Here is a 26,443-nt window from a genome sequence, read left to right as displayed (position 1 = left end):
TTCTCCTGTACGGATATGGACGGCGTCTGCTACTGAATCTCCTTGGCCGACACCATGCCCTGGGCGAAGCCCAGCAGCGTGATCTCGGCGTCCGACCCCGCCGGCGGCACGTAGAACGCCAGCTGGTAGCCGAAGGTCGACTCGATGCCCGTCTTCGACGTGGCGATGCCGCTCAGGGCGGCGGCGGTGTTGCCGGCGTTGACCTCGGCGCCCGCCTCCACGACCTTCAGCACCTGCGACTCCTGCAGGTCGGTCCAGACGATGGCGCCCGAGTCGTTCGTCGCCATGGCGGTGTCGCGGCCCGGCCCGACGGCGGAGGTGAACGTCAGCGACGAGGTCGCGCCGTACTTGGCCTGGAGGTCGGCGATCTGCTTCGCCTTCCACTCCGCGCCGACGGCCGTGCGCAGGGTGTCGCCCTCCTTGCTGAACAGGGCGGCGTACTGGCTCTTGTCGCCGTTCATCAGCACGTCGCCGTAGGCCTCCGCCACCTTCTCCGGCGGCAGCTTCAGCAGCTTGGAGTCCGGCGGCACGACGGCGGCGCCGATGCTCGCGGGCGCGAGGTTCGGCACGGTCGCCTTCGGCTCCAGCGAGATCGCGTACTCGACCATGTAGTTGGCGCGCGGGTTGTCCTGCACGAGGGTGAGCGCGAGCGGCGCCTGGGCGTTGCCCTGCGCGTCCTTCGGGGTGTCGACCACGGCGATCACCGTGCGCGGCCAGGTGTCGGTGGCCTGCGGCAGCGACAGCACGATCGGGCTGGCGGGGATGGCCGGGAGCGCCGGCTCGTCCGACTTCTTGGCGCGGATCGCGTAGTTGGCCTGCCGGAGCTGCAGCGCCGGGCCGGTGAAGCGCTGCGCGGCGAGGTTCGGGTCGGCCTTCGCGTCGGCGTCCGCGGCGGCGGTGGAGATCCGCTTGACGATGCGCTCCAGCTGCGGCACGGTGACCGCGGGAGCGGGCTGGTCGGCCGACGGCTTCCCGGTCGCGGTGGGCGTCGGGGTGGGGGCCGGAGTCTGGTCGGCGACGGCCGCGCCGGCGCCGAGGCCGCTGATCGCGAGCGCTCCGGCGAGGACGGCGGGCACCATCACCCGCGCGCGGCGCGACGAGCGCCTCCCGCGCGGGGAGGCCTCGACGGACGCGGTCGGCTTGTACTTCGGAGCCTTGGGCAGTTTGGGCATCTTCGGTCCGCTCTTCCTCCGCGGTCCGCGGGACCTGCGGTGCGTGTAGAGCCCCCAGAGGTAGAGGGCGATGCCGATCACCAGCAGCACGAGCCCCGCGATGATCAGCGGGAGGGCCCAGGGGGTGCTGGTGTCGACGGGCCAGGTGAGGACGATCGAGCTCGGCGCCGGAGCGACGCCGTCGGAGGCGACGAGCACGCTGACGTCGTCCGGGATGTTCATCCTGGTCTTCGTCGCGTCGGCCCCGTCGTACTCCTCGAGCCAGAGGTCGGAGCCTGCAGGATTCGCGCTCTGCGCGCCCGCGTCCCCGGTGGTGGCGCCCGACCCGGTGCCGTCGGTGGGCGCCGGGGTCGGGGTGGAGGTGGAGCCGGACGACGAGCCGCCAGCCTCCACCGTGCGTGTGACGAGCGTGCCGGTCTTGGCGTCCCAGCGGACCGCCACGTACTCCTCGCCCTTCAACCACGCCGTGACGTCGGCGGTGCGGCCGAGCGCGACCACCTGCTTGGCGGGGTCGGGAGCGCCCTCCAGGCGCAGCGTCTGCTGGCCGGGGTGGGCGTTCAGGGCGGAGCCGGCGATGACCACGTATCGGGCGTCGCCGGGGATCGTGGCGCTCGCCGTCAGCTGCGAGGGGGGTGCGAAGACCGTGCGCTGGGCGATCCCGGCGACGATCATGACGGCGGCCACGACGAATGCGACGATGGCGAGGACGAAACGCAAGCAAACTCCTTGTGGGCCGGGGTGGGGTCCGGCACAGTCACACAACGATAGTGGAGCACCCTGAAAGGCATCTAACCGTTCTCTGCACGCCACCGTAGTCCCCCATGCGGGTGCATGTGTCCAAATGTAAGATTGTCCGCGGCGTGCGAGCGGCCCGCCGAGACATCCCCAGGAGTGACTTCAAGTGGCGACCGATGAGACGAACTTCACCCAGGTCTTCCGCGGCTATGACAAGGACGAGGTCGACAAGGCCGTCCAGGAGCTGCGCCGAGACCTGATTAAGGCGAACACCCAGGCCGCCGACTCCTCCAAGGAGATCAAGCGGCTGCAGGCGCGCATCGAGGAGCTCGACGCTGAGCTGGAGGAGGTCGGCAGCCCCACCTACTCCGGCCTCGGCACGAAGCTCGAGAACACGCTCCGGGTCGCCGAGGAGCAGTCCACCCGCCTCATCGCGCAGGCCGACATCGACGCCGAGAAGCTGCGCGCCGGCGTCTCCGCCGAGATCGAGAAGGTGAAGCGCAGCGCCGCCCAGCAGGCCGAGCGCATCATCGCGGACGCCACCGCCCGCGCGACGACCATGCTCGAGGACGCGCAGATCGAGTCCACCGAGCTCCTCGCCAAGACGCGCTCCGACAAGGAGACGCTGCTCAACGACGCCATGCGCGAGGCCGCCGCCATCCGCGGCGCCGTCGCCACCGAGGCGGCCGAGCTACGCGCCACCAGCCGGCGCGAGGCCGCGGCCGTCCGCGCGGAGGCCGACCGCGAGGCCGCCGAGCTCAAGGCGGTCGCCTCGCGCGAGGCCGAGGCCGCCCGCGCCGAGGCCGCCGACCTCGACCGCACCATCGCCGCCCGCCGTGCCGAGCTCGAGAACGCGCTGGCCGACGACCGGGCCGCTTTCGAGCGCGAGGCCGCCCAGACGCGCCTGGAGCTCGACAAGAAGGTCGCGGAGACCGCCGACCGGCTCGCCGCCGAGGAGGCCGCCGCCCGCACCGCGCTCAACGCCGAGATGGCGCAGGCCCGCGCCGAGCTCGCCGACGAGGTGGAGCGCCAGCGCGCCGCCCTCTCCGCCGAGGCCGCACAGGTGCGCGCCGACCTCTCCCACGAGGACGTGACCACCCGTCAGCAGCTCGCGACCGACGTCGAGCAGACCACGAAGTCGCTCGCCGCAGAGGTCGAGCAGACCCGCGCCTCCCTCGCCGCCGAGGTGGAGCAGACCCGCGCCCAGCTGGCGGACGAGGTCGCCTCCACCCGCGCCGGACTGGCCGACGAGGTCGAGCGCACCGAGGCCGAGCTGGCGGACAAGGTGGCGTCCACCACCTCCGCCCTCGAGGACCAGGTCACCCGCACCCGCGCCGAGCTGGAGGACGAGGTCACGCGCACGCGCTCGGCCCTCGCCGAGGAGGAGGAGCGCACCCGCTCCGAGCTCGCCGACGACATCGTGCAGACCCGCACCACGCTGGAGCGCGAGACCACGGAGACCCGCACGACGCTGCAGGCCGAGCGCGAGGCGACGGCCGCGCGCCTGGCCGCGGACCGCGAGCGCACCGCGAGCGAGCTCGCCGCCGAGGTCGAGCAGACCCGCGCCAGGCTCGCCGCCGAGGGCGACCGCCAGCGCCGCGCGCTCGACGGCGAGGCCACGGAGCTCCGCGCCGAGCTGGCCGCCGAGGTCGACGCCGCCCGCACCGCCCTGGACGACGAGCTGACCCGGGAGCGCAGCGCGCTGGCGGCCGAGGTCACCGAGACGCGCGCCCGCCTGGCCGCCGAGGTCGAGTCCACGACGTCGGCGCTGGCCGCCGAGGTCGAGCAGACCAAGTCCGCACTGGAGACCGAGGTCACCACCACCAAGGCCGCGCTCGCCGCCGAGGTCGAGCAGACCAAGTCGGCGCTCGAGACCGAGGTCACCACCACCAAGGCCGCCCTCGCCGCCGAGGTCGAGCAGACCACGTCCGCGCTGGAGACCGAGGTCACCACCACCAAGGCAGCCCTCGCCGCCGAGGTCGAGCAGACCAAGTCCGCGCTGGCCGCCGAGGCCGAGCAGACCCGCTCCCGCCTCGCCGAGGAGACCGAGCGCACGCGCAGCACCCTCGAGGAGGACGTGCGCCGCACCTCCACCGAACTCGCCGCCCAGCGCGCGTCGACCGCCAACGAGCTGGCCGACGACCGCGAGCAGCAGCGCATCAAGCTGGAGCGCGAGGCCGAGGCCGCGCGCGTCACCCTCGCCGACGAGACGCAGCAGGCCCGCCTGGCGCTCGAGAAGGAGGCCGCAGAGGTCCGTACCGCCCTCGCCGCGGAGGCCGCGGAGGCGCGCACGGCGCTCGAGGCCGAGATCGCCGAGCGCACCGCCGCCTTCGAGCAGGAGGCCGCGCAGCGCCGGGCCGCCCTCGACCGCGAGCTGTCCGACCTCCGCACCACCACCCTGGACGACCTGGAGACCCGCCGGCACGAGCTCGAGCAGGCGCGCATCGACCTCGACGTCGAGCTCAAGGCCCGCCGCGACGAGGCCGAGCAGGAGTACCTCGGCCGGCACCAGGAGGCCGTGGCGCAGACGCAGAAGTACCTCGACGAGGCCAACGTGCAGCTCGCGGACGCCGTCAAGCGCACCGCGCAGGCCCGCACCGACGCCGAGGCCTACGAGACCGAGGCGCGCGAGACGGTCAAGAAGGCCCGCAAGGACGCCGAGTCCACCGCGGCGGGCATCGTCCGGGATGCGGAGGAGCGCGCGGCGACCCTCGTCGCGGAGGCCGAGGAGCGCACGCAACGCCTCGTCGCCGACGCGGAGGAGCGGCTCGCCCAGATTAGGATTGAGCGTGAGGCCGTCGCCGGCTACTTCGAGAACCTGCGCGGAGTGCTCCAGCAGGCCGAGAAGGTGACCGCGACCGAGGACTGACGACCGACCACGCGCTCCGGCGCATACCGCGCGAGGGCGCACTGGCACAGGGGGCACCGATGAAGATCCAGAACCCGTTCCGTCTCGGCCTGATCGGCACCCTCGGAGTCGGGCTCGGCATCCTCATCCTGACGTCGATCGTCAGCCTGTCGACGATCATCACCTACATCGGCGCCGCGCTCTTCCTCGCGCTCGGCATCGAGCCGCTGATCGCCTTCCTCGAACGGCGCCGGTTCCCGCGCTGGCTGGCGCTGATCGTCACGCTCGTCGTCATCCTCGGCGCGTTCGTCGCCCTGGTCTGGGCGATCGTCCCGGTCGCGGTCGACCAGGCCAGCCAGCTGGTCCAGAACACCATCAACTGGGTGAATGACGGCGACGCCGAGAAGTGGTTCCTCAGCCTCCAGCACCAGTTCCCGGGCGTCATCAACGACTCGAACATCAACGCCGTCACGCAGTGGCTGCAGCAGAACCTGCCGGACATCACCTCCAAGGTGCTGCAGACCGGGATCGGCATCGTGCAGGGCATCTTCGGCGCGATCATCGTCATCATCCTCACCATCTACTTCACGGCGTCGCTGCCGAGCATCAAGCGCGCGGCCTACCAGCTGGTGCCGGCCTCCCGCCGGGCGCGCGTCGCCGACCTCGGCGACCAGATCACGGACTCCGTCGGCAAGTACGTCATGGGCCAGTTCGCGCTCGCGCTCGTCAACGGCCTGCTCAGCGCGATCTTCCTGACGGTCATCGGCGCGAAGTTCCCCATCCTGCTCGCGTCGATCGCGTTCTTCTTCTCGCTGATCCCGCTCGTCGGAACGATCACCGGCTCGGTGATCATCGTCGCCGTCTGCTTCCTGTCCGGGCCGCCCACGGCCATCGCGGCCGCGATCTACTACCTCGTGTACATGCAGGTGGAGGCGTATGTGCTGAGCCCGCGCATCATGAACCGCGCGGTCTCCGTGCCCGGAGCCCTCGTCGTCGTCGCGGCGCTGGCCGGCGGCACGCTGCTCGGCATCCTCGGCGCGCTGGTCGCCATCCCGTTCGCCGCGGCGATCCTGCTGATCGTCAAGCAGGTCGTCATCCCGCGGCAGAACGAGCTCTAGGAGGACGCTGACGGCGGCCACTCCGTCGGCAGCGGCAGCGCGGCCGGGTTGAGCCGCGCGACGATCTCGTTGAGGACCGTGCGGGTCTGGTTCTCCCCCACCCACAGGTGCTTGCCGCCCGCCACATCGATCAGCTCGATCTGGGGCAGCGGAGCGAACCGCTGCGCCGCCTCCGCCGGCTTCAGGTAGTCGTCGTGCTCGGGGATGAGCGCGACGATCGGGCGCCGGTCCCCCGCCCACGCGGCCAGGTGCTCCGGCTTCGCGCGGTGCAGCGGCGGCGACAGCAGGATGACGCCGTCGACCGGGCACTCGCGGCCGTACATGAGCGCCAGCTCGGTGCCGAACGACCAGCCCAGCAGCCAGGGGTGCGGGAGGCCGCGCTCGCCCACGAAGGCCATCGCGGCCTCCACGTCGTAGCGCTCGTCGATGCCGTGACCGAACTCGCCCTGGCTGCGCCCGCGCGGCGACGCGGTGCCGCGGGTGTTGAAGCGCAGCACGGCGATGTCGGCCAGAGCCGGGAGGCGGCCGGCGGCCTTGCGGAGGATGTGCGAGTCCATGAACCCGCCGCCGGTCGGCAGCGGGTGCAACGTCACGAGGGTCGCCACCGGTTCGCGGTCCAGGGGCGCGGCCAGCTCGCCGACGAGCGTGAGGCCGTCCTGCGTGTGCAGCTCGATGTCCTCACGCCGGGCGGGCAGCTCCACGCCGCCGCGGATCTCGATGGTGCTCACGGGTCCTCCTCGTGCTTCAGGCGATCTTCCAGCAGGCGGCGTGCCAGTGCCGGCGGGCGGCGAGGTCGGCCGCGTCGCCGAGTACGCCGTCGGCGCGCCAGGCGACCACGTGCGCCACCCCCGGCTCGATATCCCCGCCGCAACCCGGGCAGACGTACGCCTTCTGGGCCTGGGCGGCGGACACGGGCTGCACGTTCCAGGTGGCGCCGCGCTTCACCTCGGTGCGGCGCCAGCCGGTCAGCAGCCGGTCGAGGCCGCTCTCCTGCTCCTCCTCGCGCTGCGTGCGCCCGTGGCGGCCACGGGGACGGTTGGAGCGAGGCATGGCTCCAGTCTAGGTCGCGGCGGCGCTACCATCTCGGCATGGGCGACGACGCTCGCACCGATCCGGCCCTGCAGGCGCAGCTGCTCGCGACAGAGCACTGGAGCCTCCTCGCGTCCCGCACGACCACGCAGAGCGAGGTGCTGGTGCGGATCGGGATGCTCCTCACGCTCATGTCGGCCGTGCTCGTCAGCATCGCCCTGGTCGGGCAGGCGACCGGCTTCTCCGGCTTCTTCCCCGTGTTCGCCGACGTCCTGCTGGCGATCGTGACCGCGGTGGGCGTCATGACGCAGATCCGCGTCTTCAACGCCGGGATGGACGACCTCATGTACGTGCTCGCGATGAACCGGCTGCGCAGCGCGTACGTGCGGATCGCGCCGGAGATCGAGCCCTACCTCATGGCGTCGCGGCACGACGACAAGGAGGGGATGCGCCACACCTACTACTTCCTCGGTCGGCGCACCGTGAGCCAGTTCCTCGGCAGCAGCATGCTGTTCACGAGCGTCGTCAACGCCGCGCTGGTGGGCGTGCTCGTCGGCGCGGTGCTGCACACCGCGGGCGTCCCGGTCGACGCGTGCGTGCTGATCGGTGGCGCGGCCGCGCTGGTGTACGCGGTCGTGTCGGTCCTGCTAGCGAATCGCACCTTCAACGCGATGTGGCGGCACTACCGCGCGCTGGACGCGTCGGAGTGAAGCGCGCGTTCGAGGAGGCGCTCAGTACCAGCCGGACGACTCGGAGTGGCTCCACGCGCCGCACGGGGTGCCGTAGCGGCCGGTGATGTAGCCGAGGCCCCAGGTGATCTGCGTGGCCGCGTTCGACTGCCAGTCGGGACCGGCCGACGCCATCTTGCTGCCGGGAAGCGCCTGAGGGATGCCGTAGGCCCCGCTCGAGGAGTTGCTCGCGTAGACGTTCCAGCCGGACTCGCGGTTCCACAGCGACACGAGGCAGCTGTACTCGTCGTCGCCCATGCCGCGCGCCTGCAGCATCTCGTACGCGATCGCCTTCGCCGAGCCGGGGTCGGGGGTGCCGGCCGGAGGCGCTGCGGCCACCGATCCGCCGGAGTCGCCCGACGAGTCGTCGCTGCTCTCCTCGGCGACCGGCGCCTTCGTCGGCGTGGGCGTCGGGGTCGGCGTGGGCTTCGGCTTCACGGTCAGCTCCTCGCGGGTGACCGTCGAGGTGTACGAGCCGGGGGCGGTGAGGCTCTGCACGGGGGCGTCGCCGAAACGCGACGTGGTCGGAAGCTGTGGGAGGGCCTCCGCATACGCCGGGGTCGCCGCGGAGCCCGAGTACGGGTCGACGACGTTGACGAGCGCGAAGCCGACGGCCGCGGTGAACGCGAAGCCGTAGATCGCGGCCCGCGAACGGATGTGCGGGCGGCGAGGACGCTTGAAGGCGACTCCGACCGGGTTGGCCGGGGTCAGCGGAACGATCTCTGCTGCTGCTGGTCTACCCACGATCACAAGACGATAACGGAGATCGGCCCGGATTCCAAAGCGATCGCCACGGCACTCAGGCAATCGCCAGGGTCAGCGGACGGCCAGCATGACGTCGGTCACGCTGTCCAGCAGGAGGTCGACCTGGACCTCGCGGTAGCCTCCACGCTGCTCCCGGAAGGTCACGGTCCGCACTTCGTCGACACTCATCGGACGGCCGTCCTGGAAGTACTTCACGAGCCGATTGGCGAAGCGATCGACGTCCTGGCGGTTGTAGCCGAGGGTCAGCACGCTGACGCGGTCGAAGCGTTTGCCGACCGGTCGGTCGAGCCGGTTGAGGATCTCCTGCGCGGTGGTGCGGGCCTCCTCGAGCCAGGTGCCGTCACCCTTGGCCGTGCGCGCGGACTCCCGCTCGCGGGCGGCGAAGGCGTCCTCCAGCCGCTCCAGGGCCGCGTCGACGTGCGTGGTCGAGTAGCCGCCCTTCTGCATCGAGAAGGCCGTGTGACGGATCTCGGCGGCGGTGAGCCGCGACGCGCGGTGGTCGCCGCGGTGGTCGCCGCCCTGGTCGCCGTTCTGGTCGTCATAGGCGGTGCGGGCGGACTCGAGGAACGCGTCCACCTGCTCGACGTCGTATCCGAGCTTCGACTTGGGGCTCCGGGGGAAGGTGCTCACTCCCCCATTCTGTCATCGGAAGATCAGGTACAGCACGTACGTGGCCGCCGCCGACGGGAGGATCGAGTCGAGCCGGTCGAGGAAGCCGCCGTGCCCCGGCAGCCACGAGCTCATGTCCTTGATGCCCAGGTCGCGCTTGATCAGCGACTCCACCAGGTCGCCCGCCGTCGCGGTCAGCAGCAGGACGATGCCGAACACCACGCCGAACCACCACGGCTCCCCGATCATGAAGACCGACAGCAGCACGCCGGCGATGACGGAGGCGGCCGCGGCGCCCGCGAACCCCTCCCAGGTCTTCTTCGGGCTGATCGTCGGCGCCATCGGGTGCTTGCCGAACGACAGGCCGCTCACGTACGCGCCCGTGTCGACGGCGACGACGACGATGAGGAACGCGAGCACCCACCACTCGCCGCCCGGCTCGGCCAGGAGCAGGATCACGAAGCCCGCGAGCAACCCGACGTAGAGCTGCACCAGGATGCTCCAGGTGAGGTCGCGGCCGAGAGCGAGACCCCCTTCCGCCCGCGCCCGGGGCACGACCAGCTGCTCCACCAGCCGCCACACCACGACCAGCAGGATGCCGGCCGCCAGCGCCACCAGCAGGCCGCCGGCGTGCAGGTAGAAGGTGACGGGCACGATGGCGACCGTCGCTACGACCGTGGCGATGCGCGGCACCCGACGGCCGGCGCCGCGGAACGCCTGGGTGAGCTCGAACGACGCGAAGCCGGCCATCGCGACGCCGAAGAGCAGGAACAGCTCCTTGATGAAGACGAGGCTGACGACCACGAGCGCGCCGACGGCGAGTCCGATGATGATCGCGAGGATCAGGTTGCGGCCCGTGCGCTCGGCGATCTTCTCGTTCGTCGCGTCGAGCTGCGCCTTGCGGGCGAGCACCTGCCGCTCGAAGTCGGCGCGCGTCGCCTGCACCTGAGCGCGCAGCTCGTCGCGCGAACGCGGCTTGCCGCGCCTGCGCTCCCCCCGCGCAGGACCGGCCGCCGCTCCCCCTGCCGGCATCCCTGCTTCCGAGGTCCCTGCTGGCGGCGTCGTGCCCGGCGCCGGAGGGTTCGGCGCGCCGGGACTGGTGCCTTCGGTCATCGGTTAGACCTCGAGAAGCTCGGCTTCCTTGCGCTTGAGCGCCTCGTCGACGGCATCGACGTGCGTCTTGGTGAGGGACTCGAGCTCCTTCTCGCCGCGAGCCACCTCGTCGTCGCCGACCTCGCCCTTGAGCGCGTCGAGGTCGTCCTTGGCCTTGCGCCGGATGTTGCGCAGCGCGACCTTGGCGTCCTCGCCCTTGCCGCGGACGATCTTGACGAACTCCTTGCGGCGGTCCTCGGTCAGCTCCGGGAGGGTGACGCGCACGATCTCGCCGTCGTTGCCGACGTTCGCCGAGAGGTTCGGCATGTTGACGATGGCCTTCTCGATCTCCTTGAGGGCCGACTTGTCGTACGGCGTCACGAGGAGCACGCGCGCCTCCGGGTTCTGCAGACCGGCGAGCTGCGCGAGCGGGGTCGGCGAGCCGTAGTAGTCGACCAGGACCTTCTGGAAGAGGGCCGGGTTCGCCCGGCCCGCGCTCACGGTGCCGAAGTCCTCTCTCGCCGCGTCCACGGTCTTGCTCATGCGCTGGCGGGCATCGGAAATCACATCCGCGATCACGGTGTCTCCTTCAGATCGATGGGGTGGTGTCTAGTCTATGGCCCGGCGGCTCAGCCGAGCAGCGTGCCGATCTCGGCGCCGAGGATGGCCGCGGTGACGTTGCCGGCGGGCTCGATGCCGAAGATGCGCATGGGCATGCCGTTGTCCATGCAGAGGCTGAGCGCGGTGGAGTCGACGGCCTTGAGGTTCTGCTGCAGCGCCTCCTGGTGCGAGATCTGGTCGATCTTACGGGCGGCGGGGTTGGTGCGCGGGTCGTCGTCGTACATCCCGTCGACGCCGTTCTTGGCGACGAGGACGACGTCGGCGCTGATCTCGAGGGCGCGCTGCGCGGCGACCGTGTCGGTCGAGAAGTACGGCAGCCCGGCGCCGGCGCCGAAGATGACGACGCGGCCCTTCTCGAGGTGACGCTCCGCACGCCGCGGGATGTAGGGCTCGGCGACCTGGGTCATCGAGATCGCGGACTGCACGCGCGTCTCCGCACCGGCCTGCTCGAGGAAGTCCTGCAGCGCCAGCGAGTTCATCACCGTGCCGAGCATCCCCATGTAGTCGGCGCGACCGCGGTCCATGCCGCGCTGCGACAGCTCGGCCCCGCGGAAGAAGTTGCCGCCGCCGACGACGATGGCGATCTCCACATCCTCAGCCGCCTGCGCGATCTCGCGCGCGATGCTGCTGACGATGTCGGGGTTGACGCCGAGCTGACCGCCGCCGAAGGCCTCACCGGAGAGCTTGAGGAGGACCCTGCGCCTCGAATTTGCTGCCGACATGCGTGTGTGAGTCCTTCCGTGTGTTTCGTTAACGCTAGTGCGTCGGGTCCGCGTGTGCGGACCCCTGCGCACAGAAAAGGAGTCCGGATCGAAACGATCCGGACTCCTTCTCGATGGGCTAGGCCCCGACCTTGAACCGGGCGAAGCCGGTGATCGTGAGGCCCGACTCCTTGAGCACCTGGGTGATCGTGAGCTTGTTGTCGCGGGCGTACTCCTGCTCGAGCAGGGCGACCTGCTTGAAGTAGGCGCCGAGGCGGCCCTCGATGATCTTCGGGAGCGCGGCCTCCGGCTTGCCCTCGTTGCGCGAGATCTCCTCGACGATGCGACGCTCGTTCTCGACCTCGTCGGCCGGGACGTCCTCGCGGGTGAGGTAGGTCGGGTTCGCGAACGAGATGTGCTGCGCGATGCTGCGGGCGGTCTCCGCGTCGTCGCCGGTGTAGCCGACGACCACGCCGACCTGCGGCGGCAGGTCCTTGGAGGTCTTGTGCAGGTAGATCGCGAAGTGCTCGCCGTTCACGACGGCGATGCGGCGCAGCTCGACCTTCTCGCCGAGGATCGCGGCCTCGTCACCGATGAGCTCGGCGACGGTCTGCGAGCCGGCGGGGGCGGCAAGCGCCTCCTCGACCGTGGTGGCGCCCGCGGCGGCGGTCGCGTCGAGCACCTTGTCGGCGAGGGCGATGAACTTGTCGCCCTTCGCGACGAAGTCGGTCTCGCAGGCGAGCTCGATCATCGTCGCGGAGCCGTTGCCGCTCTCCTTGGCGGCGACGAGGCCCTCGCTGGTGGAGCGGTCGGCGCGCTTCGCGTTGCCCTTGGCACCCTTCAGGCGCAGGATCTCGGTGGCCTTCTCGATGTCGCCATCGGCCTCCTCGAGCGCCTTCTTGGTGTCGACCATGCCCGTGCCGAGCTGCTCGCGCAGGGCCTTGATGTCAGCGATGCTGATGTTTGCCATGTTCTGACTGGAACCTTCTCGTGTGAAGTGTCGTGGTTCGCGTGATCGCGATTACTTGGACTCGGCGTCCGCGTCCGCGTCGGCCTCGCCCTCGGCGATCGCCTCGGCGGAGTCCGCCTTGGCCTCGGCGAGGTCGGCGTCGGCGTTCTTCTCGGTCTCGGCGCTGGCCTGGACCTCGCCGGCCGACTGCTGCAGCAGCTCCTGCTCCCACTCGGCGAGCGGCTCGGCCTGCTCGGCGCCCTCCTCGGGCTTCTGGTGGCGCTGGATGAGGCCCTCGGCCGCGGCGTCGGCGACGATGCGGGTCAGCAGCGAGACGGAGCGGATCGCGTCGTCGTTGCCCGGGATCGGGTACTGCACCTCGTCGGGGTCGCAGTTCGTGTCGAGGATGGCGATGACCGGGATGCCCAGCTTCTTCGCCTCGTCGATCGCGAGGTGCTCCTTCTTGGTGTCGACGACCCAGATCGCGCTCGGGGTCTTCGACAGGTTGCGGATGCCGCCGAGCGACTTGTGCAGCTTGTCGAGCTCCCGCTTCTTGATCAGCAGCTCCTTCTTGGTGAAGCCGCTGGTGGTGCCCTCGAAGTCGAGCTCCTCGAGCTCCTTCATGCGGGCGAGGCGCTTGGACACGGTCTGGAAGTTGGTCAGCAGACCACCCAGCCAGCGCTGGTTGACGTACGGCTGGCCGACGCGGGTCGCCTGCTCGGCGATCGCCTGCTGGGCCTGCTTCTTGGTGCCGACGAAGAGGATGGTGCCGCCGTGGGCGACCGTCTCGCGGACGAAGTCGTAGGTCTTGTCGATGTACGCCAGCGACTGCTGGAGGTCGATGATGTAGCTGCCGGAGCGCTCGGTGAGGATGAAGCGCTTCATCTTCGGGTTCCAGCGGCGGGTCTGGTGTCCGAAGTGGACGCCGCTGTCGAGCAGCTGGCGCATGGTGACGACGGCCATTGCCGTTCTCCTTCTTCTGCCTCCGCGCCGGCGCACGGCACGGAAGGCGATCTCTGCGGTTGTTCTGCGGGCGGCCGGCGGCCGTCGCACCTGGTGCCCCGCGCGCATCCGCTCCCCTCGCCCCGCGCGGAAGGACCGTTCGGAGTGGGAGGGAGACCGGTGGATGCGCGCCTCGCCCCGGACCGGGTCGTGAAGACCGGATCGTGGAGCGTGCGGGCACGCGTAGTCACTCCGACGAGCGGAGTGCTTCCGAAAGCATACCAGGCGACGACGGGTCGTGGCCGCCCGCCGGGATCAGGCCGAGTCGCCGCTCGATCGGACCTGCGGACCGCGCTGGCGACCGCGGGCGTTCGTGAACAGCGTCTCCGCCTGCTCCAGCGCCATGCCCTTCGTCTCCGGCACCTTGAAGAACACGAAGAAGAACGACAGGGCGGCGAACACCGCGTACATGCCGTAGGTGAACGGCAGCGAGAAGTCCGACATCGGCGGGAAGGAGACCGTCACCAGGAAGTTGGCGATCCACTGCGCCGACGCCGCGACGCCGAGCGCCGCGCCGCGGATCCGGGACGGGAAGATCTCGCCCAGGAGCACCCAGACCAGCGGGCCCCACGACGCGCCGAAGAACACGACGAACGCGTTCGCGGCGATCAGGGCGATCGGACCCCACGGGTTCGGCAGCGAGACCGCGTCGCCCGACTTCGTCGCGAAGGTGAACGCGAGCGCCATCAGTGCGAGCGAGAGAGCCATTCCGATGGAGCCCGTCAGCAGGATCGGCCGCCGGCCGACGCGGTCCACCAGCAGGATGGCGATGATGGTCACCACCACGTTGGTCACCGAGGTGATCACCGTGATCAGGAGGGAGTTGCCCTCGGTGAAGCCGACCGCCTGCCAGAGCGACGTCGAGTAGTAGAAGATCACGTTGATGCCGACGAACTGCTGGAACACCGACAGGATGATGCCGATCCAGACGATCGGCTTGAGGCCGAGCCGGTTGCCGCGCAGGGTGCTCTTGGCGCCCTCCTCGTCCTCCGCGATGGCGCGCTCGATGTCCGAGATCTGGCGGTCGACGTCCTCGGCGGGCACGAGGGTGCGGAAGATCTCCCGCGCCTCGTCGCGCTTGCCGGTCGTGAGCAGGTAGCGCGGCGACTCCGGCAGGGTGAGCGCGAGGATGCCGTACACGACCGACGGGATCACGCCGACCAGGAACATCCACCGCCACGCCTCGAGGCCCAGCCAGAGCTGGTTCGACGCCGCACCGGCCGCACCGGCCAGGAGCGCGTCCGAGAGCAGCGCGATGAAGATACCGATCGTGATGGCGAGCTGCTGGAGCGACGCCAGGCCTCCGCGCGACTGCTTCGGCGAGATCTCGGCGATGTATGCGGGGGCGACGACGGACGCGATGCCGATGCCGAGGCCGCCGATGACGCGCCAGAGGCCGAGGTCCCAGACGGAGAACGCCAGGCCGGCGCCGATCGAGCTGACGAGGAACAGCACGGCGCCGAGCAGCATCACCTTGAGGCGCCCCCAGCGGTCGGCGAGCCGGCCGGCGATGTACGCGCCGAGCGCACAGCCGAGCAGCGCGATCGCGACGACGAAGCCCTTCACGAAAGCGTTGAGCGCGAAGTGCTCCTGAATCGAGTCGACAGCGCCGTTGATCACCGACGAGTCGAAGCCGAAGAGGAATCCGCCGACCGCCGCCGCGATCGCCAGTCCGGTCACCCGTCGCCTCATCGCGGGGGTGGGGGTCGGTACGTGTTCGTTCTCACTCGTCAGGCGACTGCTGCGTTGTTCAGACATCTCATCCCTTTTCGGTTGTCGTGCGCCGGCGCCCTCCTCGGCTGGTGGCCTCTTCGAGCGACCGGCGATGAATACGGTACGCCGTGTTTCGGGCGAGGTGAACGTACGAAACTCCGCGCGGTCTCCACAGGGGTGTGGAGAGAGGTGTTCTCCACGGGTTCGGCGATGGAGGGGCGGGGCGGACGGGATGGCCGGGATGGTGGAGGGGTTGTTGGGTGGCGAACGGGAGGGGTGGCACGGGGTGATCGAGGATGTGGGGGTGTGGGCGCCGGGTCGGTGGTCGGGGCGGTGGTCGGGGCCGTGGTCGGGGCGGTGGGCTCGGAACTGGCTGCTGGGGGCGGTGGTGCGGGCGCTGCTGGGTGTGCTGGCGGTGGTCGCGATGGTGTGTGGGGCGGCGGGGGTGGCGGGAACGCCGGGAGCGCCGGGCGCATCGGGTGCGCCGGGCGAATGGGGTGCGGCGGGCGAATCGGGCGCGCCGGGCGCATCGGGGGTACCGGTCGGGGACGAAGCGCGTGGTGCTCTCGGACGTCCGGCCCTCGGAGGTATGGCCACTGACGGCGACGCACCGCCGGAGCTTCCCGGCAGGCGCCGCGTGAAGCCGGCGGCAGAGGCGCCGGCCCCAGGCACCGTGCTCGCCGAGCCGGACCTGGCCGCTTGCCGCGTTCGCGGAACTCCGGAGCGGGGTGCCGCTGGCGCAGACGCCTTCGTGTCTGATGCGGCGCCTCCACGATGGTCATGGCCGGTGACGCCGGTGCGTGTGACGCGGGCATACGCCGCTCCCCCGACGCAATACGCGGCCGGGCATCGCGGAATCGATCTCGCCGCCGGCCCGGGAGCGACCGTGACCGCGCCGTCGGCCGGCCGGGTCCACTTCGCAGGAACGGTCGTCGACCGCCCCGTCCTGACACTCGACGTCGGCGGCGGGGTGCTCGCGAGCTTCGAACCGGTGGCGACGGACCTGCCCGACGGCACCTTCGTGCAGCGCGGAGAACCCATCGGAACGATCGCAGCCGGCGGCCACTGTGACGCGTGCCTCCATCTCGGCGTCCGGGTGGACGGCGAATACGTCTCCCCTCTGCTGTTCCTCGACCGGCTACCGCCCTCGGTGCTGCTGCCGCTGGAACGGAGCGGGGACGGGCGGGCGGCCAAGACAAGGAGTGGGTGAGCTGCGGCAGACGAGGCGAGCCACAACGAACACCCTCCGGCACCGGCGAGGCGATCGGAGGTCAGGCGCGCGGGTGTGCGATGCGGTAGCTCTCCTTCAGGCGCTCGGCGGAGACGTGTGTGTAGATCTGGGTGGTGCCGAGGCTCGCATGGCCGAGGAGTTCCTGGACCGCGCGCAGGTCGGCACCTCCGTCGAGGAGGTGCGTGGCCGCGGTGTGCCGCAGCGCGTGCGGGCCGGCAGGACCTCCGCCGGGGACGTCGGCGAGCAGCCCAGCGATCAGCTCGTACACCGCCCGCGGACCGAGCCGCCCGCCGCGCGCCCCGAGCAGCAAGGCCGGCCCGGAGCGAGGCGTGGCGAGCGAGGGACGCGCGCGCGCCAGGTAAGCGCGGATTGCGGCGAGCGCCGGCACGCCGAACGGCACCACCCGCTCCTTCGATCCCTTGCCGAGCACGCGCACCGTGAGCCGCTCGAGGTCCACATCGTCGACGTCGAGGCCGACGAGTTCCGAGACGCGGACGCCGGACGCGTACAGCAGTTCGACGACGGCCACGTCCCGGAGCGCCTGGGCGTCACCGTCGCCGGCCCGGGCGGCGAGCGAGGTCAGGATGCCGTCCATCTGCGCGCGGGAGATCACCCGGGGCAGCGTCTTATCCGGCTTCGGCGCGCGGAGACGCGCAGCGGCGTCGACCGGTGCAGGCTCCGCGCCGGAGCCGCCGGGGAGAACACCTGCAGAAACTGGCGTGCCCGGCTCAGCCACCGACGGCTCGGCTCCTCCCCCGCCATCGTCCTTACTCACTCCCGGGTGTTCTGCGGCCACTCCGCTCGGGGAGCCGGATCTGGTGCCGGGATCGGCGGCGCGCGCACCGGCACCGCCCCCGGCGGCGGGACCGATGTTGCGGGCTGCCCACGCGCTGAATCCGCGAGCGGCCGCAGAGCGGCGGGCCAGGGTTGCTTTGGCGAGCTGCCGCTGGGAGCCGTCCCAGAGCCAGTCCCGGTAATGGTCGAGCGTGAGATCGCCGACGGCTCCGACGCCGCGAGGTCCGACGAATGCCGCGAGCGCCTCCAGGTCGGAGCCGTAGGCCTGCACGGTACGCGGCGAGTACCCGCGTTCCACCTCCAGGTGACGCAGGTAGCGCTCGATCGCGTCTCGCAGTTGCACACCCCCAGCCTGCCGCGCGCGGCCGTGATCGGACGGAGCGACGCACCACCGGGGCTGGCTCAGCGCGCCAACCCGGCGAGCGAGAGGACGGGGCGACCCACCGACCAGGCGGGCAAATCGCGCCACGCCCCGTGCCGAGTGAGGAGTAGGCGACCAACCACGCTGCCCATGCACACCACACCCGTCTCGCAAGAGGTCGAAGTGAGCCACCAACAGGCCGGCCCAACGCAAGACGCCCATCACACGAACGGACGGAGCTACCTACCAACTAGGCGGACCAACGGCGCCGCCCGCGTCCGCGCGAGCAGACGGAGCGACCCACCATCAGGCGGACCGAGCGCGGCACGCCCTCCGCACGAGAGGAGGGAGCGAACATCACCGAAACGGTGGAGCGGCACCCCAACGTCCCGGTCAGCGGGGACGTCGCGTCAGCCATCCGTCCGGACGCTCGATCACCTCCCCGAGAGCCTCGAGTCTTCCCAGCGCCGCATGCACGTCCTGGTACGGCAGCCCGGTGCGGGCGGCGAGATCCTCCGTCCTGGTCGCGGTCGTGCGGTGGAGCGCCCTCCTGATGCGATCATCCGGGTCGCCATGAGGGGCCTGTTGTAGATCGGCGCCGCCTTCCAGGTCGTCGTTGCCGGGCTCCCTGGGCTGCCTGTTCTCGCTCGTGAGCGGGTCCGCAAGCTCAACCATCTCGTCCACCGTCGTGACACACGTCGCTGCGTACTCGCGGATCAGGCGGTGGCAGCCTGCTGAAGCGGGCGACGTGACCGGCCCCGGCACGGCGCCGAGTGGCCGGCCCATCTGCGAGGCGTGGCCGGCGGTGTTGAGCGAGCCCGACCGGTGACCCGCCTCGACGACGACCGTCGCGTTGCTGACGGCGGCGATGAGCCTGTTGCGCATCAGGAATCTCCAACGTGTGGGCGTCGAACCGCAGGGCAGCTCCCCGATCAGCGCGCCGGTGTCGGCGATCCGGCGGAGGAGGTCGCTGTGGCCCGCCGGGTAGAGGCGGTCGACACCGCCCGCGAGGAAGGCGATCGTCGGGTGACCAGCGGCCAGGGCTGCCCGATGGGCTGCGCCGTCGATCCCATACGCGCCTCCCGACACCACCGCGAATCCGCGGGCGCCGAGGCCGGCGGCGCTCTCCATCGCGACATGCTCGCCATAGCCGGTCGCCGCCCGAGCGCCCACGAGGGCGATCGACTGCTGGAGTGCCGACAGCCGCTCCACGTCACCGCGGATCCAGAGCGCCAGCGGTTCGCCCGCGTCCAGGAGCCCTAAGCCCTCGGGCCAGCGTTCCGATTCGGGCGTGAGGAGATACGCGTGGACGTGGGCGGCTGATTCGAAAGCGCGGATCGCCGTCCCCTGCGATAAACGCCCCCGCCACCGAGTCAGGGCCTCCGTCAGGCGGCGGACTGCGCGCCGTCTCTCGGCGACCTCCCGCCGGTCGCCAGCGGCCGCCGCACTGCCGGTGGTGGTCGCGGTCACGCGTGGCGCCGCCGCTGCATCGACACTCGTAGAGGCATCGACACCTGCGTGGACGACACCACCGGGACCAGCATCCGCACCATCACCGAAATCGTCGCCGGCATCTGCGCCGGGACTGATATGGGCACGCACACCAGAGCCGACATCGCCACCTGGACCAGGATCACGACCGGTACTCGAGCCTGCATCGACACCTGCATCGGAGCCACCGTCGGGACCAGCATCAACACCGGCACCGGAGTCGGCATCGACACCTGCATGGGCACCGGAGTCGGCATCGGCATCAACACCGGCACCGGAGTCGGCATCGACACCTGCATGGGCACCGGAGTCGGCATCGACATCAACACCGGCACCGGAGTCGGCATCGACACCTGCATGAGCACCGGAGTCGACATCGACATCGACACCTGCATGGACACCACCACCGACAACTGCACGGACGTCCCCGTCTGCAGAGGCACCAGCACCGGAAACTGCAGGAGCATCTCCGCCTGCATGGGGACCAGCACCGACGTCCTCGCCTGCATCGGCGCCGACACCGCCGCCAACAACCACACCAGCCTCGGCGCCCGGCGCCGTGTCAGCACCCATTGCAGCATGGGCTCCATCGGCGACTGACGAGCGGGGTTGTGCGCTCGTCACCAGGGAGACCGACGCTGCCTCCGCACGCGTCTCGCCCGTCCACGTTCCCGCCGCGTAGGCGAGGACGTGCTCCGCATCCCAGCCCTCGACGATGGCTCGGAGGGTGTCGGCGGGGCCGATCGCCTCGATGAGGTGGTGGGCGTCCGTGTCGCCCGGCTCGATGACGGTGGTCAGGGCTCCGCGGGCGAAGACGGCGGCCAGTTGCTCTCGCTCGATCGTCTTCTGAGCGGAGACCGGGGCGAGCAGCGCTTCCAGGCGGGTGTACGGGATGCTGAGGAACGCGTCGGGAGCGGGGCGTCGTCTGCCGCCGCGGTCCCACGGCGTTCCCGGCGGGGTCGGCTCAGCCACGGTTCACCTCCCGGGTGTGCGAGCCGGGCTCAGCCGAAGGCGGCGTTGTCGGACGCGCGTGCGCCCCGGTTTCGAGCACTGTCATCAGGGGGCACACGTCGCACGGATGGATCGCCACAGACCCAGCCGCGTCGTGGTCGTCGACGGGCTGCGGCCCGGCGTTGCCGGCGTTCATGCGTCGATCCCTCGTCGGAGGAACAGCGCCCGGCCGATGTGGTCGGGCGTCGGGGAGGTGGCGCCGTCGAGGTCGGCGAGGGTCCAGGCGAGGCGGAGGGTGCGGTCGTAGCCGCGCATGGTGAGTGCGCCGCGTTCGAGGGCTCGGTCGAGGGGTGCCAGTGCCGAGGGTCCCGGCCGATGGTCCGGTGAGCGCAGCCAGGTGCCGTCAGCATCAGCGTTGCGGATCCATCCAGTTCCGGAAAGGCGGACCGCGGCGGCGGCGCGGGCCTCCGTCACCCGCGCGCGAAGGGCCGCACTCGTGCGAGGGTGGCCGGTGATCGCTCCCCCCTGTGGAGGCGTAGCCGTCTGAGGTCGAGGATGCTGAGGCTGCGGGACTGAGATCGGAGCCGAGGCTGAAGCGGTAGCCGAGACCGAAGCCGGATCCGAGTCCGAAGCCCATGCCACCGCCGGAGCCGCGTCCGAAGCCCGTGCCGATAACACAGCCGATGCAGCAGCCGAGCCCGAATCCGCAGCCGATGCAGCAGTGGCAGCGGCAGCCGCAGCCAACGCAGCAGTCCCTGCCGACGCAGCAGACCCCGCCGACCCCGCTCCCGAGTCCTGCGCCGACAGGGCGCCATCCGTCCCCTCCCCAGGCACGCCCCTCCCCGCCGGCGCAGCCGCGACCCCCGCACCCGCCCCCGACGCCTGCAGCGCCGCCAGGCCCATGCGGCGGACGGTGAGCCGGATGTCGATGCGGTCGAGCAGGGGGCCCGACAACTTCGAGAGGTAGCGGCGGCGGGCCATCGGGGTGCAGGTGCACTCGTCGTCGGTCGAGCCGTAGCGGCCGCAGGGGCAGGGGTTGGCGGCCAGGACCAGCTGGAAGCGGGCCGGGAACGTCGCGGCACCCGCGGCGCGGTGGATGCTGATGGTGCCCTGCTCCAGCGGTTGGCGCAGGGCGTCGAGGACGGAGGCGGGGAACTCGGCCGCTTCGTCCAGGAACAGGACCCCGTTCGTCGCGCGCACGATCGCGCCGGGCGTGATGCGCCCCGAGCCTCCGCCCACCAGAGCCGCGGCCGAGGCGGTGTGGTGCGGCGCCTCGAAGGGCGGTCGGACGACGAGCGCGCCGCCGACGCCCAGGCCGCAGAGGGAGCGGATGGAGGTCGCCTCGAGCGCCTCCTCCTGGGTCAGGTCGGGTAGGAGCGACGGCAGCCGCCGCGCGAGCATGGTCTTGCCGGCGCCCGGCGGGCCGGTCATCGCCAGGTGGTGACCACCCGCGGCGGCGGCGACCAGAGCCTCCACCGCCTCGTCGTTGCCCGCGATGTCGACGACGTCGGGCTCCGCGGGACCGACGACGACACCCGGTGGACCGGGCACGGCCTCCACCTCGATCGGGTCGAGCTCCGCGCCGTGGGCGATGGCCGCCGCACGAAGGCCGGGCACGGCGACGATCTCGACGCCGTCGACCAGCGCGGCCTCCTCGGCGTTGCCCGTGGGGACGAACACACGCTGGAAACCCGCGGCACGAGCCGCCAGCACAGCGGGCAGCACGCCGGGGACCGGTCGCAGCCTGCCGTCGAGTCCCAGCTCTCCCAGGTGGACGGCGGAGGCGGCGGAGGCGCTGGGCACCTCACCGGCGGCCGCCAGCGCGGCGATCGCGATGGCGAGGTCGAACGCGCTCCCCTGCTTGCGCAAGGATGCCGGGGACAGGTTGACCGTGAGCTTGCGCTGCGTCAGCGGGCACCCCGCATTGGCTGCGGCGGCGGTCACCCGCTTGCGCGACTCCCCGAGCGCCGCATCGGGCAGCCCGATCAGGACGAAGGCCGGCAGGCCCGCCGAGATGTCGGCCTCCACCTCGACGATGTCGCCGTCCATGCCCGTGAGCGCGACAGCGAAGGTGCGTGCGAGCGCCATCAGGCCACCCCCGCCAGGTGCTCGACCTGCGGGTTCGCGCTCCACGCGTCGACCACCGCCACCGCGTCGATGCGGATGGCACCGGGGACCGGCCCGTGCTCGCGGCACCACTCGGCGGCCAGCCGGCGCAGCCGCGCCGCCTTCTCGGCCGTGATCGCCTCGAACGGATGCCCGAACGCCACCGACGTGCGCGTCTTGACCTCGGCGAACACCGTCGTGGCGTCGCGCCGCAGGATCAGGTCGACCTCACCCGACCGACATCGCCAGTTGCGGTCCACCACCGTGAATCCACGGGCCTCGAACCACTGCGCAGCCACCACTTCGCCGCGGCGACCCAACTCGTCTTTCCATGCCATTGCTTCCTCCCGGATCCAGCCTCGCGGGAGGCGGGATCAGGGGGGTGCGGCGGGCGCGAATCCGTGGAGAACTCAGAAGTCAGGAGCGCCTGTGGAGAAGGACCGACGGCAGAGGCCGGTCACTCGTCGAGCGCTAGCTCCTTGGGCAGCTCGAACTCCTTGCTCGAGAGCTCCTCGATGTTGACGTCCTTGAAGGTCAGCACACGCACCGACTTCACGAACCGGTCGGCGCGGTAGACGTCCCACACCCACACGTCGTTCATCGTCAGCTCGAAATAGAAGTCGTGCTCGGTGTCGCGGCGCACGAACTCCACCTCGTTCGCGAGGTAGAACCGGCGCTCGGTCTCGATCACGTACTTGAACTGCGAGACGACGTCCCGGTATTCGCGGTACAAAGCCAGCTCGACCTCGCGGTCGTAGTCGTCGAACTCGTCCTCATCCATCGTCCGTCAAGTCTATGCCGGTCTGACGGGAAGGTGTGCCGCCCGGATCAGGCGGGCAGCTCGAGCTCGCGCAGGGCGGCCTCCGCCGCGTCCGCCGCCGACGCCTCGGCGGCCCCGTCGAACGGCAGATCCAGCGTCGGCGGCTTCAACCAGGTGAGACGGTGGAGCGCCGTGGGACCCAGCTCGTCGATGGCGGCGAAGTGCTCCGGCGTCGAATACCCCTTGTTGCCCGCCCAGCCGTAGCCGGGGTAGTCGGCGTCGTGCGCGATCATCTGCCGGTCCCTGTGGACCTTGGCGATGACGGAGGCTGCGGCGACCGACGCGCAGTCGCGGTCGGCCTTGATCCGGGTGACGACCCGCGCCGGCCGCATGAGCAGCGCGTTGAGGTAGTCGTGGTTGCCGTCGAGGATGAGGGTGGCCTCCTCGACGGGCGCGCCCTGCTGCTGCAGCTGGGTGAAGGCGCGGGCGCCGGCGAGGCCGAGGCAGTGGATGATGCCGAGCGTGTCGATCTCCTCCGCGCTCGCGATCCCCACGGCGTGATGGAGCGCCCACCGGCGGCAGGCCGGCTCCAGCGCCTCCCGCACCGGCTCCGGCAGCAGTTTGGAGTCGCGGAGCCCCGGCGGGATGCGCTTGACCGCGGTGTCGATGACGACCATGCCGACCGCGACCGGGCCCGCGAGCGCGCCGCGGCCGACCTCGTCCACGGCGACGATCGACGTCACGCCCTGCCGGAAGAGGCCCTTCTCGAACCTCAGCGACGGCGTCACCGGTGCCATCATGACGGTGCTTCCCTCCAACGGCGCCGAGACCTCCGGCGCCCAGGCCAGGATAACGCGCCCGACCGCTCGCGCCCCCGGAACGCACGCGCAGAACGCACGAACTCCCGGCCCTGAACGGACCGGGAGTTCGTGGTGCTGTGTCGCGAGGACGCGAGAGGCTGCGGAGACCGCTGCTCAGTTCTCGCGCTTCTCCTTGATCTTCGCCTTCTTGCCGCGCAGCTCGCGCAGGTAGTAGAGCTTGGCGCGACGGACGTCACCGCGGGTGACGACCTCGATCTTGTCGATGACCGGCGAGTGGACCGGGAAGGTGCGCTCGACGCCGACCTGGAAGCTGACCTTGCGGACCGTGAAGGTCTCGCGGACACCCTCGCCGGAGCGTCCGATGACGACGCCCTGGAAGACCTGGATACGAGAGCGGCTGCCCTCGATGATGTTGACGTGCACCTTGACGGTGTCGCCGGCGCGGAAGGCGGGGATGTCCTGCTTGAGGGACGCCGCGTCCACCTGATCGAGGATGTGCATGGTTGTTCGCTCTCTGTACCCGCCACAGGTCGGGGACGGACTCGGGGCTCCTGTCGCGCGGACGCGCGGCGTGGAGCCGATCATTCGATTGGGGTGTGCGCGAGAGATGCTGGCTCCCCTGAGGCAGAGCCTGGCCGCGGCACGAAGATCAATTCTGCCATGAGAGCGGGTGATCGCCAAAAACAGCCGGGATGGCGTCAGCGCTCGGCGCGCGGCTCCCGGCGCTCCTGCACCACGATCACCTCGGCGTCCTCGACGACCACGGGCTCCGGCTGCCCGACCTGCTGCGGCTGGGCGGCGCGCTCGTACGCAGCGAAGGTGTCGGCGACGCGCGCCCGCGTCTCGGTGACGACCTCGTAGAGGGCGCGCCAGAACAGGCCCAGGAAGAACAGGATCGCGAGCACGGCGAACCAGCCCGTCGCCCCTGGCAGGAAGAACCCGAACCCGATCAGGGAGAGATGCCAGCCCGCGAGGAGCCCCGCGATGGGCCAGGAGACCGCTCGGCGCAGCCGGGCTCCACGGCGCGCGACGACGATGCCGCCGACCGCGAGCATCGCGACGAACAGGGCCGGGCAGAGGATGAGCAGGCCGAGCAGCGACCAGCCGCTCTCCTGGTTGAACGCCGCCCAGCCGATCAGCAGCCAGGCGGGCAGCACCACGGCGGAGGGGAACAGCCACCAGTAGAACGCCCTGCGGATCATCACGCGACCAGAGTAGCCGCGCGTGGCTGTGCGGGGGCTGCGGGTTCGCCGTGGGCGCACCTCCCTCGTCCGGAGGCCGCCCGCGGCGCGTCGGCGCATGAAAGACTTGGGGCGTGATCGAGTTGAGGACCCCCGCAGAGATCGAGCAGATGCGCCCCGCCGGGCGCTTCGTGGCCGACGTGCTCGCCGCGACCGCGGCCGCCGCGAAGGAGGGGGTCAACCTCCTGGAGCTGGACCGCCTCGCGCACGACATGATCCGCAGCCGCGGGGCCGAGTCCTGCTACATCGACTACCACCCGTCGTTCGGCGCGAGCCCGTTCGGCAAGGTGATCTGCACCTCGGTGAACGACGCCGTGCTGCACGGACTGCCGCACGACTACCGGCTGCGCGACGGCGACCTCCTCACCCTCGACTTCGCCGCCGCGGTCGACGGCTGGGTGGCGGACGCCGCGGTGTCGGTCGTCGTCGGCACGCCCCGCGACGAGGACCTGCGTCTGATCGACACGACCAGGCGCGCGCTCGCGGCCGGGATCGCCGCCGCACAGCCGGGAGGCCGCATCGGCGACATCTCGGCGGCCATCGGAGCCGTCGCGCACGCCGAGGGGTACTCGGTCAACCTGCAGTTCGGCGGCCACGGCGTCGGCCGCACGATGCACGGCGACCCGCACGTCGCCAACGACGGCCGCGCCGGACGCGGCTACCCGCTGCGGCCGGGGCTCGTCATCGCGATCGAGCCGTGGTTCCTGCAGACGACCGACGAGATCTTCACCGACCCGGACGGCTGGACGCTGCGCAGCGCCGACGGCTCCCGCGGCGCGCACTCCGAGCACACCGTCGCGATCACCGAGGACGGCCCGCTGATCCTGACCGCTCCGTAGCAACCCCGCGAGTACGCGCGAATTCGGCCGGAAACGGCCGAGTACGCGGAGAATCTGCGTACTCGGCGGTTTGCCACTGTGTCAGGGCAGGAGGTCGGGGCGGACGCGGCGCGTGCGCTCGAGCTGCTGCTCGTGCCGCCAGGCCGCGATCGCGCCGTGGTTGCCCGAGAGCAGGATGGGCGGCACCTCGTGGCCGCGCCACTCCGCGGGCTTCGTGTAGCTGGGGTACTCCAGGAGGCCGTCCTCGTGCGACTCCTGCACCAGGCTCTCCGGGTTGCCGACGACGCCCGGGATGAGCCGGCCGATCGCCTCGATCATCGCCATGGTGGCCACCTCCCCACCGTTCAGCACATAGTCGCCGATGCTCATGAGCCGGACGCGGGCTCGGGAGGCGGTGTCGTCGAACACGCGCTGGTCGATGCCCTCGTACCGGCCGCAGCCGAACACGAGGTGCTGCTCCCCCGCCAGCTCGCGCGCCGTCGCCTGCGTGAACACCTCACCGGCCGGCGACGGGAAGATCACCACCGGGTCATCGCTCGCGGACAGGATGCCGTCGAGCGCCTCCCCCCACGGCTCGGGCTTCATCACCATGCCGGCGCCGCCGCCGTAGGGCGTGTCGTCGACCGTGCGGTGCCGGTCGTGGGTGTGGTCGCGCAGGTCGTGCACGCCGAGCTCGATCAGCCCGGCCTCACGGGCCTTGCCGAGCAGGGAGATGTCCAGCACATCGAAGAAGGTCGGGAAGATCGTGACGATGTCGATGCGCAT

At 71.1% G+C, this 26,443-nt stretch carries 26 protein-coding genes; 6 read left to right on the top strand and 20 right to left on the bottom strand.

Features of this window, described 5'->3' with window-relative positions; translation table 11 throughout:
* Positions 1-29 precede the first annotated feature (29 nt).
* Positions 30-1,889 carry a DUF8094 domain-containing protein gene (locus tag P5G50_RS11370; protein ID WP_301208907.1) on the bottom strand — a complete coding sequence of 620 codons (1,860 nt, stop codon included), beginning with the start codon at positions 1,887-1,889 and terminating at the stop codon, positions 30-32.
* 184 nt (positions 1,890-2,073) lie between these two features.
* Between P5G50_RS11370 and P5G50_RS11365 the strand changes: the two genes are divergently transcribed.
* Positions 2,074-4,776: a DivIVA domain-containing protein gene (locus tag P5G50_RS11365; protein ID WP_301208908.1), complete on the top strand. Its 2,703-nt coding sequence runs from the start codon at positions 2,074-2,076 to the stop codon at positions 4,774-4,776.
* Positions 4,777-4,835: 59 nt separating this feature from the next.
* Positions 4,836-5,873: an AI-2E family transporter gene (locus tag P5G50_RS11360; protein ID WP_301208909.1), complete on the top strand. Its 1,038-nt coding sequence runs from the start codon at positions 4,836-4,838 to the stop codon at positions 5,871-5,873.
* Here P5G50_RS11360 and P5G50_RS11355 read toward each other — a convergent pair.
* The gene (locus tag P5G50_RS11355) at positions 5,870-6,592 is read right to left on the bottom strand and encodes an alpha/beta hydrolase (protein WP_301209431.1); all 723 of its coding nucleotides are present in this window, start codon (positions 6,590-6,592) and stop codon (positions 5,870-5,872) included. The two genes, P5G50_RS11360 and P5G50_RS11355, sit on opposite strands and share 4 nt — an antisense overlap.
* A gap of 25 nt (positions 6,593-6,617) precedes the next feature.
* A complete protein-coding gene (locus tag P5G50_RS11350) occupies positions 6,618-6,923 on the bottom strand; it encodes a hypothetical protein (RefSeq protein WP_301208910.1) in 306 nt (101 codons plus the stop codon).
* A 38-nt stretch (positions 6,924-6,961) separates the two neighbouring features.
* On the opposite strand from P5G50_RS11350, the gene P5G50_RS11345 reads away from it, so the two are divergent.
* A complete protein-coding gene (locus P5G50_RS11345; protein ID WP_301208912.1) occupies positions 6,962-7,612 on the top strand; it encodes a hypothetical protein in 651 nt (216 codons plus the stop codon).
* 21 nt (positions 7,613-7,633) lie between these two features.
* Here the strand turns inward: P5G50_RS11345 and P5G50_RS11340 are convergent, their stop codons facing one another.
* The 8 genes from P5G50_RS11340 to P5G50_RS11305 all read right to left on the bottom strand — a co-directional run bounded on the left by P5G50_RS11340 (position 7,634) and on the right by P5G50_RS11305 (position 15,061).
* The gene (locus P5G50_RS11340) at positions 7,634-8,374 is read right to left on the bottom strand and encodes an aggregation-promoting factor C-terminal-like domain-containing protein (protein WP_301208915.1); all 741 of its coding nucleotides are present in this window, start codon (positions 8,372-8,374) and stop codon (positions 7,634-7,636) included.
* 72 nt (positions 8,375-8,446) lie between these two features.
* Positions 8,447-9,025: a DivIVA domain-containing protein gene (locus tag P5G50_RS11335; protein ID WP_301208917.1), complete on the bottom strand. Its 579-nt coding sequence runs from the start codon at positions 9,023-9,025 to the stop codon at positions 8,447-8,449.
* A gap of 12 nt (positions 9,026-9,037) precedes the next feature.
* Complete coding sequence (locus P5G50_RS11330) at positions 9,038-10,117, bottom strand: phosphatidate cytidylyltransferase (protein WP_435870874.1); 1,080 nt, start codon at positions 10,115-10,117, stop codon at positions 9,038-9,040.
* Between the two features lie 3 nt (positions 10,118-10,120).
* The gene (frr, locus tag P5G50_RS11325; protein WP_301208922.1) at positions 10,121-10,675 is read right to left on the bottom strand and encodes a ribosome recycling factor; all 555 of its coding nucleotides are present in this window, start codon (positions 10,673-10,675) and stop codon (positions 10,121-10,123) included.
* A 50-nt stretch (positions 10,676-10,725) separates the two neighbouring features.
* The gene (gene pyrH, locus P5G50_RS11320) at positions 10,726-11,439 is read right to left on the bottom strand and encodes a UMP kinase (protein WP_301208925.1); all 714 of its coding nucleotides are present in this window, start codon (positions 11,437-11,439) and stop codon (positions 10,726-10,728) included.
* A 118-nt stretch (positions 11,440-11,557) separates the two neighbouring features.
* Positions 11,558-12,388, bottom strand: a complete 831-nt coding sequence (tsf, locus tag P5G50_RS11315; RefSeq protein ID WP_301208927.1) for a translation elongation factor Ts — start codon at positions 12,386-12,388, stop codon at positions 11,558-11,560.
* Positions 12,389-12,439: 51 nt separating this feature from the next.
* Positions 12,440-13,330, bottom strand: coding sequence for a 30S ribosomal protein S2 (rpsB, locus tag P5G50_RS11310; RefSeq protein ID WP_301208929.1), 891 nt, complete (start codon positions 13,328-13,330; stop codon positions 12,440-12,442).
* A 294-nt stretch (positions 13,331-13,624) separates the two neighbouring features.
* Positions 13,625-15,061 carry a sugar porter family MFS transporter gene (locus P5G50_RS11305; RefSeq protein ID WP_435870873.1) on the bottom strand — a complete coding sequence of 479 codons (1,437 nt, stop codon included), beginning with the start codon at positions 15,059-15,061 and terminating at the stop codon, positions 13,625-13,627.
* A 133-nt stretch (positions 15,062-15,194) separates the two neighbouring features.
* Here P5G50_RS11305 and P5G50_RS18610 point away from each other — a divergent pair, with 133 nt between their 5' ends.
* Positions 15,195-16,292 (top strand): peptidoglycan DD-metalloendopeptidase family protein, encoded by a 1,098-nt coding sequence (locus P5G50_RS18610; RefSeq protein WP_363319470.1) that lies wholly within the window; start codon positions 15,195-15,197, stop codon positions 16,290-16,292.
* A 61-nt stretch (positions 16,293-16,353) separates the two neighbouring features.
* Here P5G50_RS18610 and P5G50_RS11295 read toward each other — a convergent pair whose 3' ends face one another.
* Together P5G50_RS11295 and dprA are read right to left on the bottom strand one after the other, a co-directional pair.
* Complete coding sequence (locus P5G50_RS11295; RefSeq protein ID WP_301208933.1) at positions 16,354-17,451, bottom strand: tyrosine recombinase XerC; 1,098 nt, start codon at positions 17,449-17,451, stop codon at positions 16,354-16,356.
* Positions 17,452-17,862: 411 nt separating this feature from the next.
* Complete coding sequence (gene dprA / locus P5G50_RS11290) at positions 17,863-18,939, bottom strand: DNA-processing protein DprA (protein ID WP_301208936.1); 1,077 nt, start codon at positions 18,937-18,939, stop codon at positions 17,863-17,865.
* 48 nt (positions 18,940-18,987) lie between these two features.
* Here dprA and P5G50_RS11285 point away from each other — a divergent pair, with 48 nt between their 5' ends.
* Positions 18,988-19,560: a hypothetical protein gene (locus tag P5G50_RS11285; RefSeq protein ID WP_301208938.1), complete on the top strand. Its 573-nt coding sequence runs from the start codon at positions 18,988-18,990 to the stop codon at positions 19,558-19,560.
* A 543-nt stretch (positions 19,561-20,103) separates the two neighbouring features.
* Here P5G50_RS11285 and P5G50_RS18605 read toward each other — a convergent pair.
* The 6 genes from P5G50_RS18605 to P5G50_RS11250 all read right to left on the bottom strand — a co-directional run bounded on the left by P5G50_RS18605 (position 20,104) and on the right by P5G50_RS11250 (position 24,800).
* On the bottom strand, positions 20,104-21,999 hold the full coding sequence (locus P5G50_RS18605) for a YifB family Mg chelatase-like AAA ATPase (protein ID WP_363319469.1): 1,896 nt from the start codon (positions 21,997-21,999) through the stop codon (positions 20,104-20,106).
* The gene (locus P5G50_RS11270) at positions 21,999-22,355 is read right to left on the bottom strand and encodes a YraN family protein (protein WP_301208940.1); all 357 of its coding nucleotides are present in this window, start codon (positions 22,353-22,355) and stop codon (positions 21,999-22,001) included. The genes P5G50_RS18605 and P5G50_RS11270 overlap by 1 nt, the downstream gene beginning before the upstream one ends.
* Positions 22,356-22,474: 119 nt before the next feature.
* On the bottom strand, positions 22,475-22,798 hold the full coding sequence (locus P5G50_RS11265) for a DUF2469 family protein (RefSeq protein WP_018190696.1): 324 nt from the start codon (positions 22,796-22,798) through the stop codon (positions 22,475-22,477).
* A 47-nt stretch (positions 22,799-22,845) separates the two neighbouring features.
* A complete protein-coding gene (gene rnhB, locus P5G50_RS11260; protein ID WP_435870922.1) occupies positions 22,846-23,574 on the bottom strand; it encodes a ribonuclease HII in 729 nt (242 codons plus the stop codon).
* 177 nt (positions 23,575-23,751) lie between these two features.
* A complete protein-coding gene (gene rplS, locus P5G50_RS11255) occupies positions 23,752-24,099 on the bottom strand; it encodes a 50S ribosomal protein L19 (RefSeq protein WP_175337439.1) in 348 nt (115 codons plus the stop codon).
* Between the two features lie 197 nt (positions 24,100-24,296).
* A complete protein-coding gene (locus P5G50_RS11250) occupies positions 24,297-24,800 on the bottom strand; it encodes a hypothetical protein (protein ID WP_301209437.1) in 504 nt (167 codons plus the stop codon).
* 113 nt (positions 24,801-24,913) lie between these two features.
* Here P5G50_RS11250 and map point away from each other — a divergent pair, with 113 nt between their 5' ends.
* Positions 24,914-25,678 carry a type I methionyl aminopeptidase gene (gene map, locus P5G50_RS11245; RefSeq protein WP_301208948.1) on the top strand — a complete coding sequence of 255 codons (765 nt, stop codon included), beginning with the start codon at positions 24,914-24,916 and terminating at the stop codon, positions 25,676-25,678.
* A gap of 81 nt (positions 25,679-25,759) precedes the next feature.
* On the opposite strand, the gene trmD is transcribed toward map, so the two are convergent.
* Positions 25,760-26,443, bottom strand: coding sequence for a tRNA (guanosine(37)-N1)-methyltransferase TrmD (trmD, locus tag P5G50_RS11240; protein ID WP_301208950.1), 684 nt, complete (start codon positions 26,441-26,443; stop codon positions 25,760-25,762).

The sequence above is a fragment of the Leifsonia williamsii genome, assembly GCF_030433685.1.
Classification (GTDB): domain Bacteria; phylum Actinomycetota; class Actinomycetes; order Actinomycetales; family Microbacteriaceae; genus Leifsonia; species Leifsonia williamsii.
This window is presented reverse-complemented; position numbering and strand designations above follow the sequence as displayed.

Coding starts and splice junctions, on each gene's coding strand:
- P5G50_RS11265 (WP_018190696.1), bottom strand. CDS start 22,798: ATGGATGAGGACGAGTTCGACGACTACGACCGCGAGGTCGAGCTGGCT.
- rplS (WP_175337439.1), bottom strand. CDS start 24,099: ATGCACATCCTCGATCAGGTGGACGCGGCGTCCCTCAAGCAGGACATC.
- P5G50_RS11250 (WP_301209437.1), bottom strand. CDS start 24,800: ATGATCCGCAGGGCGTTCTACTGGTGGCTGTTCCCCTCCGCCGTGGTG.
- P5G50_RS18605 (WP_363319469.1), bottom strand. CDS start 21,999: ATGGCGCTCGCACGCACCTTCGCTGTCGCGCTCACGGGCATGGACGGC.
- P5G50_RS11350 (WP_301208910.1), bottom strand. CDS start 6,923: ATGCCTCGCTCCAACCGTCCCCGTGGCCGCCACGGGCGCACGCAGCGC.
- pyrH (WP_301208925.1), bottom strand. CDS start 11,439: ATGTCGGCAGCAAATTCGAGGCGCAGGGTCCTCCTCAAGCTCTCCGGT.
- rpsB (WP_301208929.1), bottom strand. CDS start 13,330: ATGGCCGTCGTCACCATGCGCCAGCTGCTCGACAGCGGCGTCCACTTC.
- P5G50_RS11345 (WP_301208912.1), top strand. CDS start 6,962: ATGGGCGACGACGCTCGCACCGATCCGGCCCTGCAGGCGCAGCTGCTC.
- P5G50_RS11330 (WP_435870874.1), bottom strand. CDS start 10,117: ATGACCGAAGGCACCAGTCCCGGCGCGCCGAACCCTCCGGCGCCGGGC.
- P5G50_RS11360 (WP_301208909.1), top strand. CDS start 4,836: ATGAAGATCCAGAACCCGTTCCGTCTCGGCCTGATCGGCACCCTCGGA.
- rnhB (WP_435870922.1), bottom strand. CDS start 23,574: ATGGCACCGGTGACGCCGTCGCTGAGGTTCGAGAAGGGCCTCTTCCGG.
- P5G50_RS18610 (WP_363319470.1), top strand. CDS start 15,195: ATGAATACGGTACGCCGTGTTTCGGGCGAGGTGAACGTACGAAACTCC.
- P5G50_RS11305 (WP_435870873.1), bottom strand. CDS start 15,061: ATGAGGCGACGGGTGACCGGACTGGCGATCGCGGCGGCGGTCGGCGGA.
- tsf (WP_301208927.1), bottom strand. CDS start 12,388: ATGGCAAACATCAGCATCGCTGACATCAAGGCCCTGCGCGAGCAGCTC.
- P5G50_RS11270 (WP_301208940.1), bottom strand. CDS start 22,355: ATGGCATGGAAAGACGAGTTGGGTCGCCGCGGCGAAGTGGTGGCTGCG.
- trmD (WP_301208950.1), bottom strand. CDS start 26,443: ATGCGCATCGACATCGTCACGATCTTCCCGACCTTCTTCGATGTGCTG.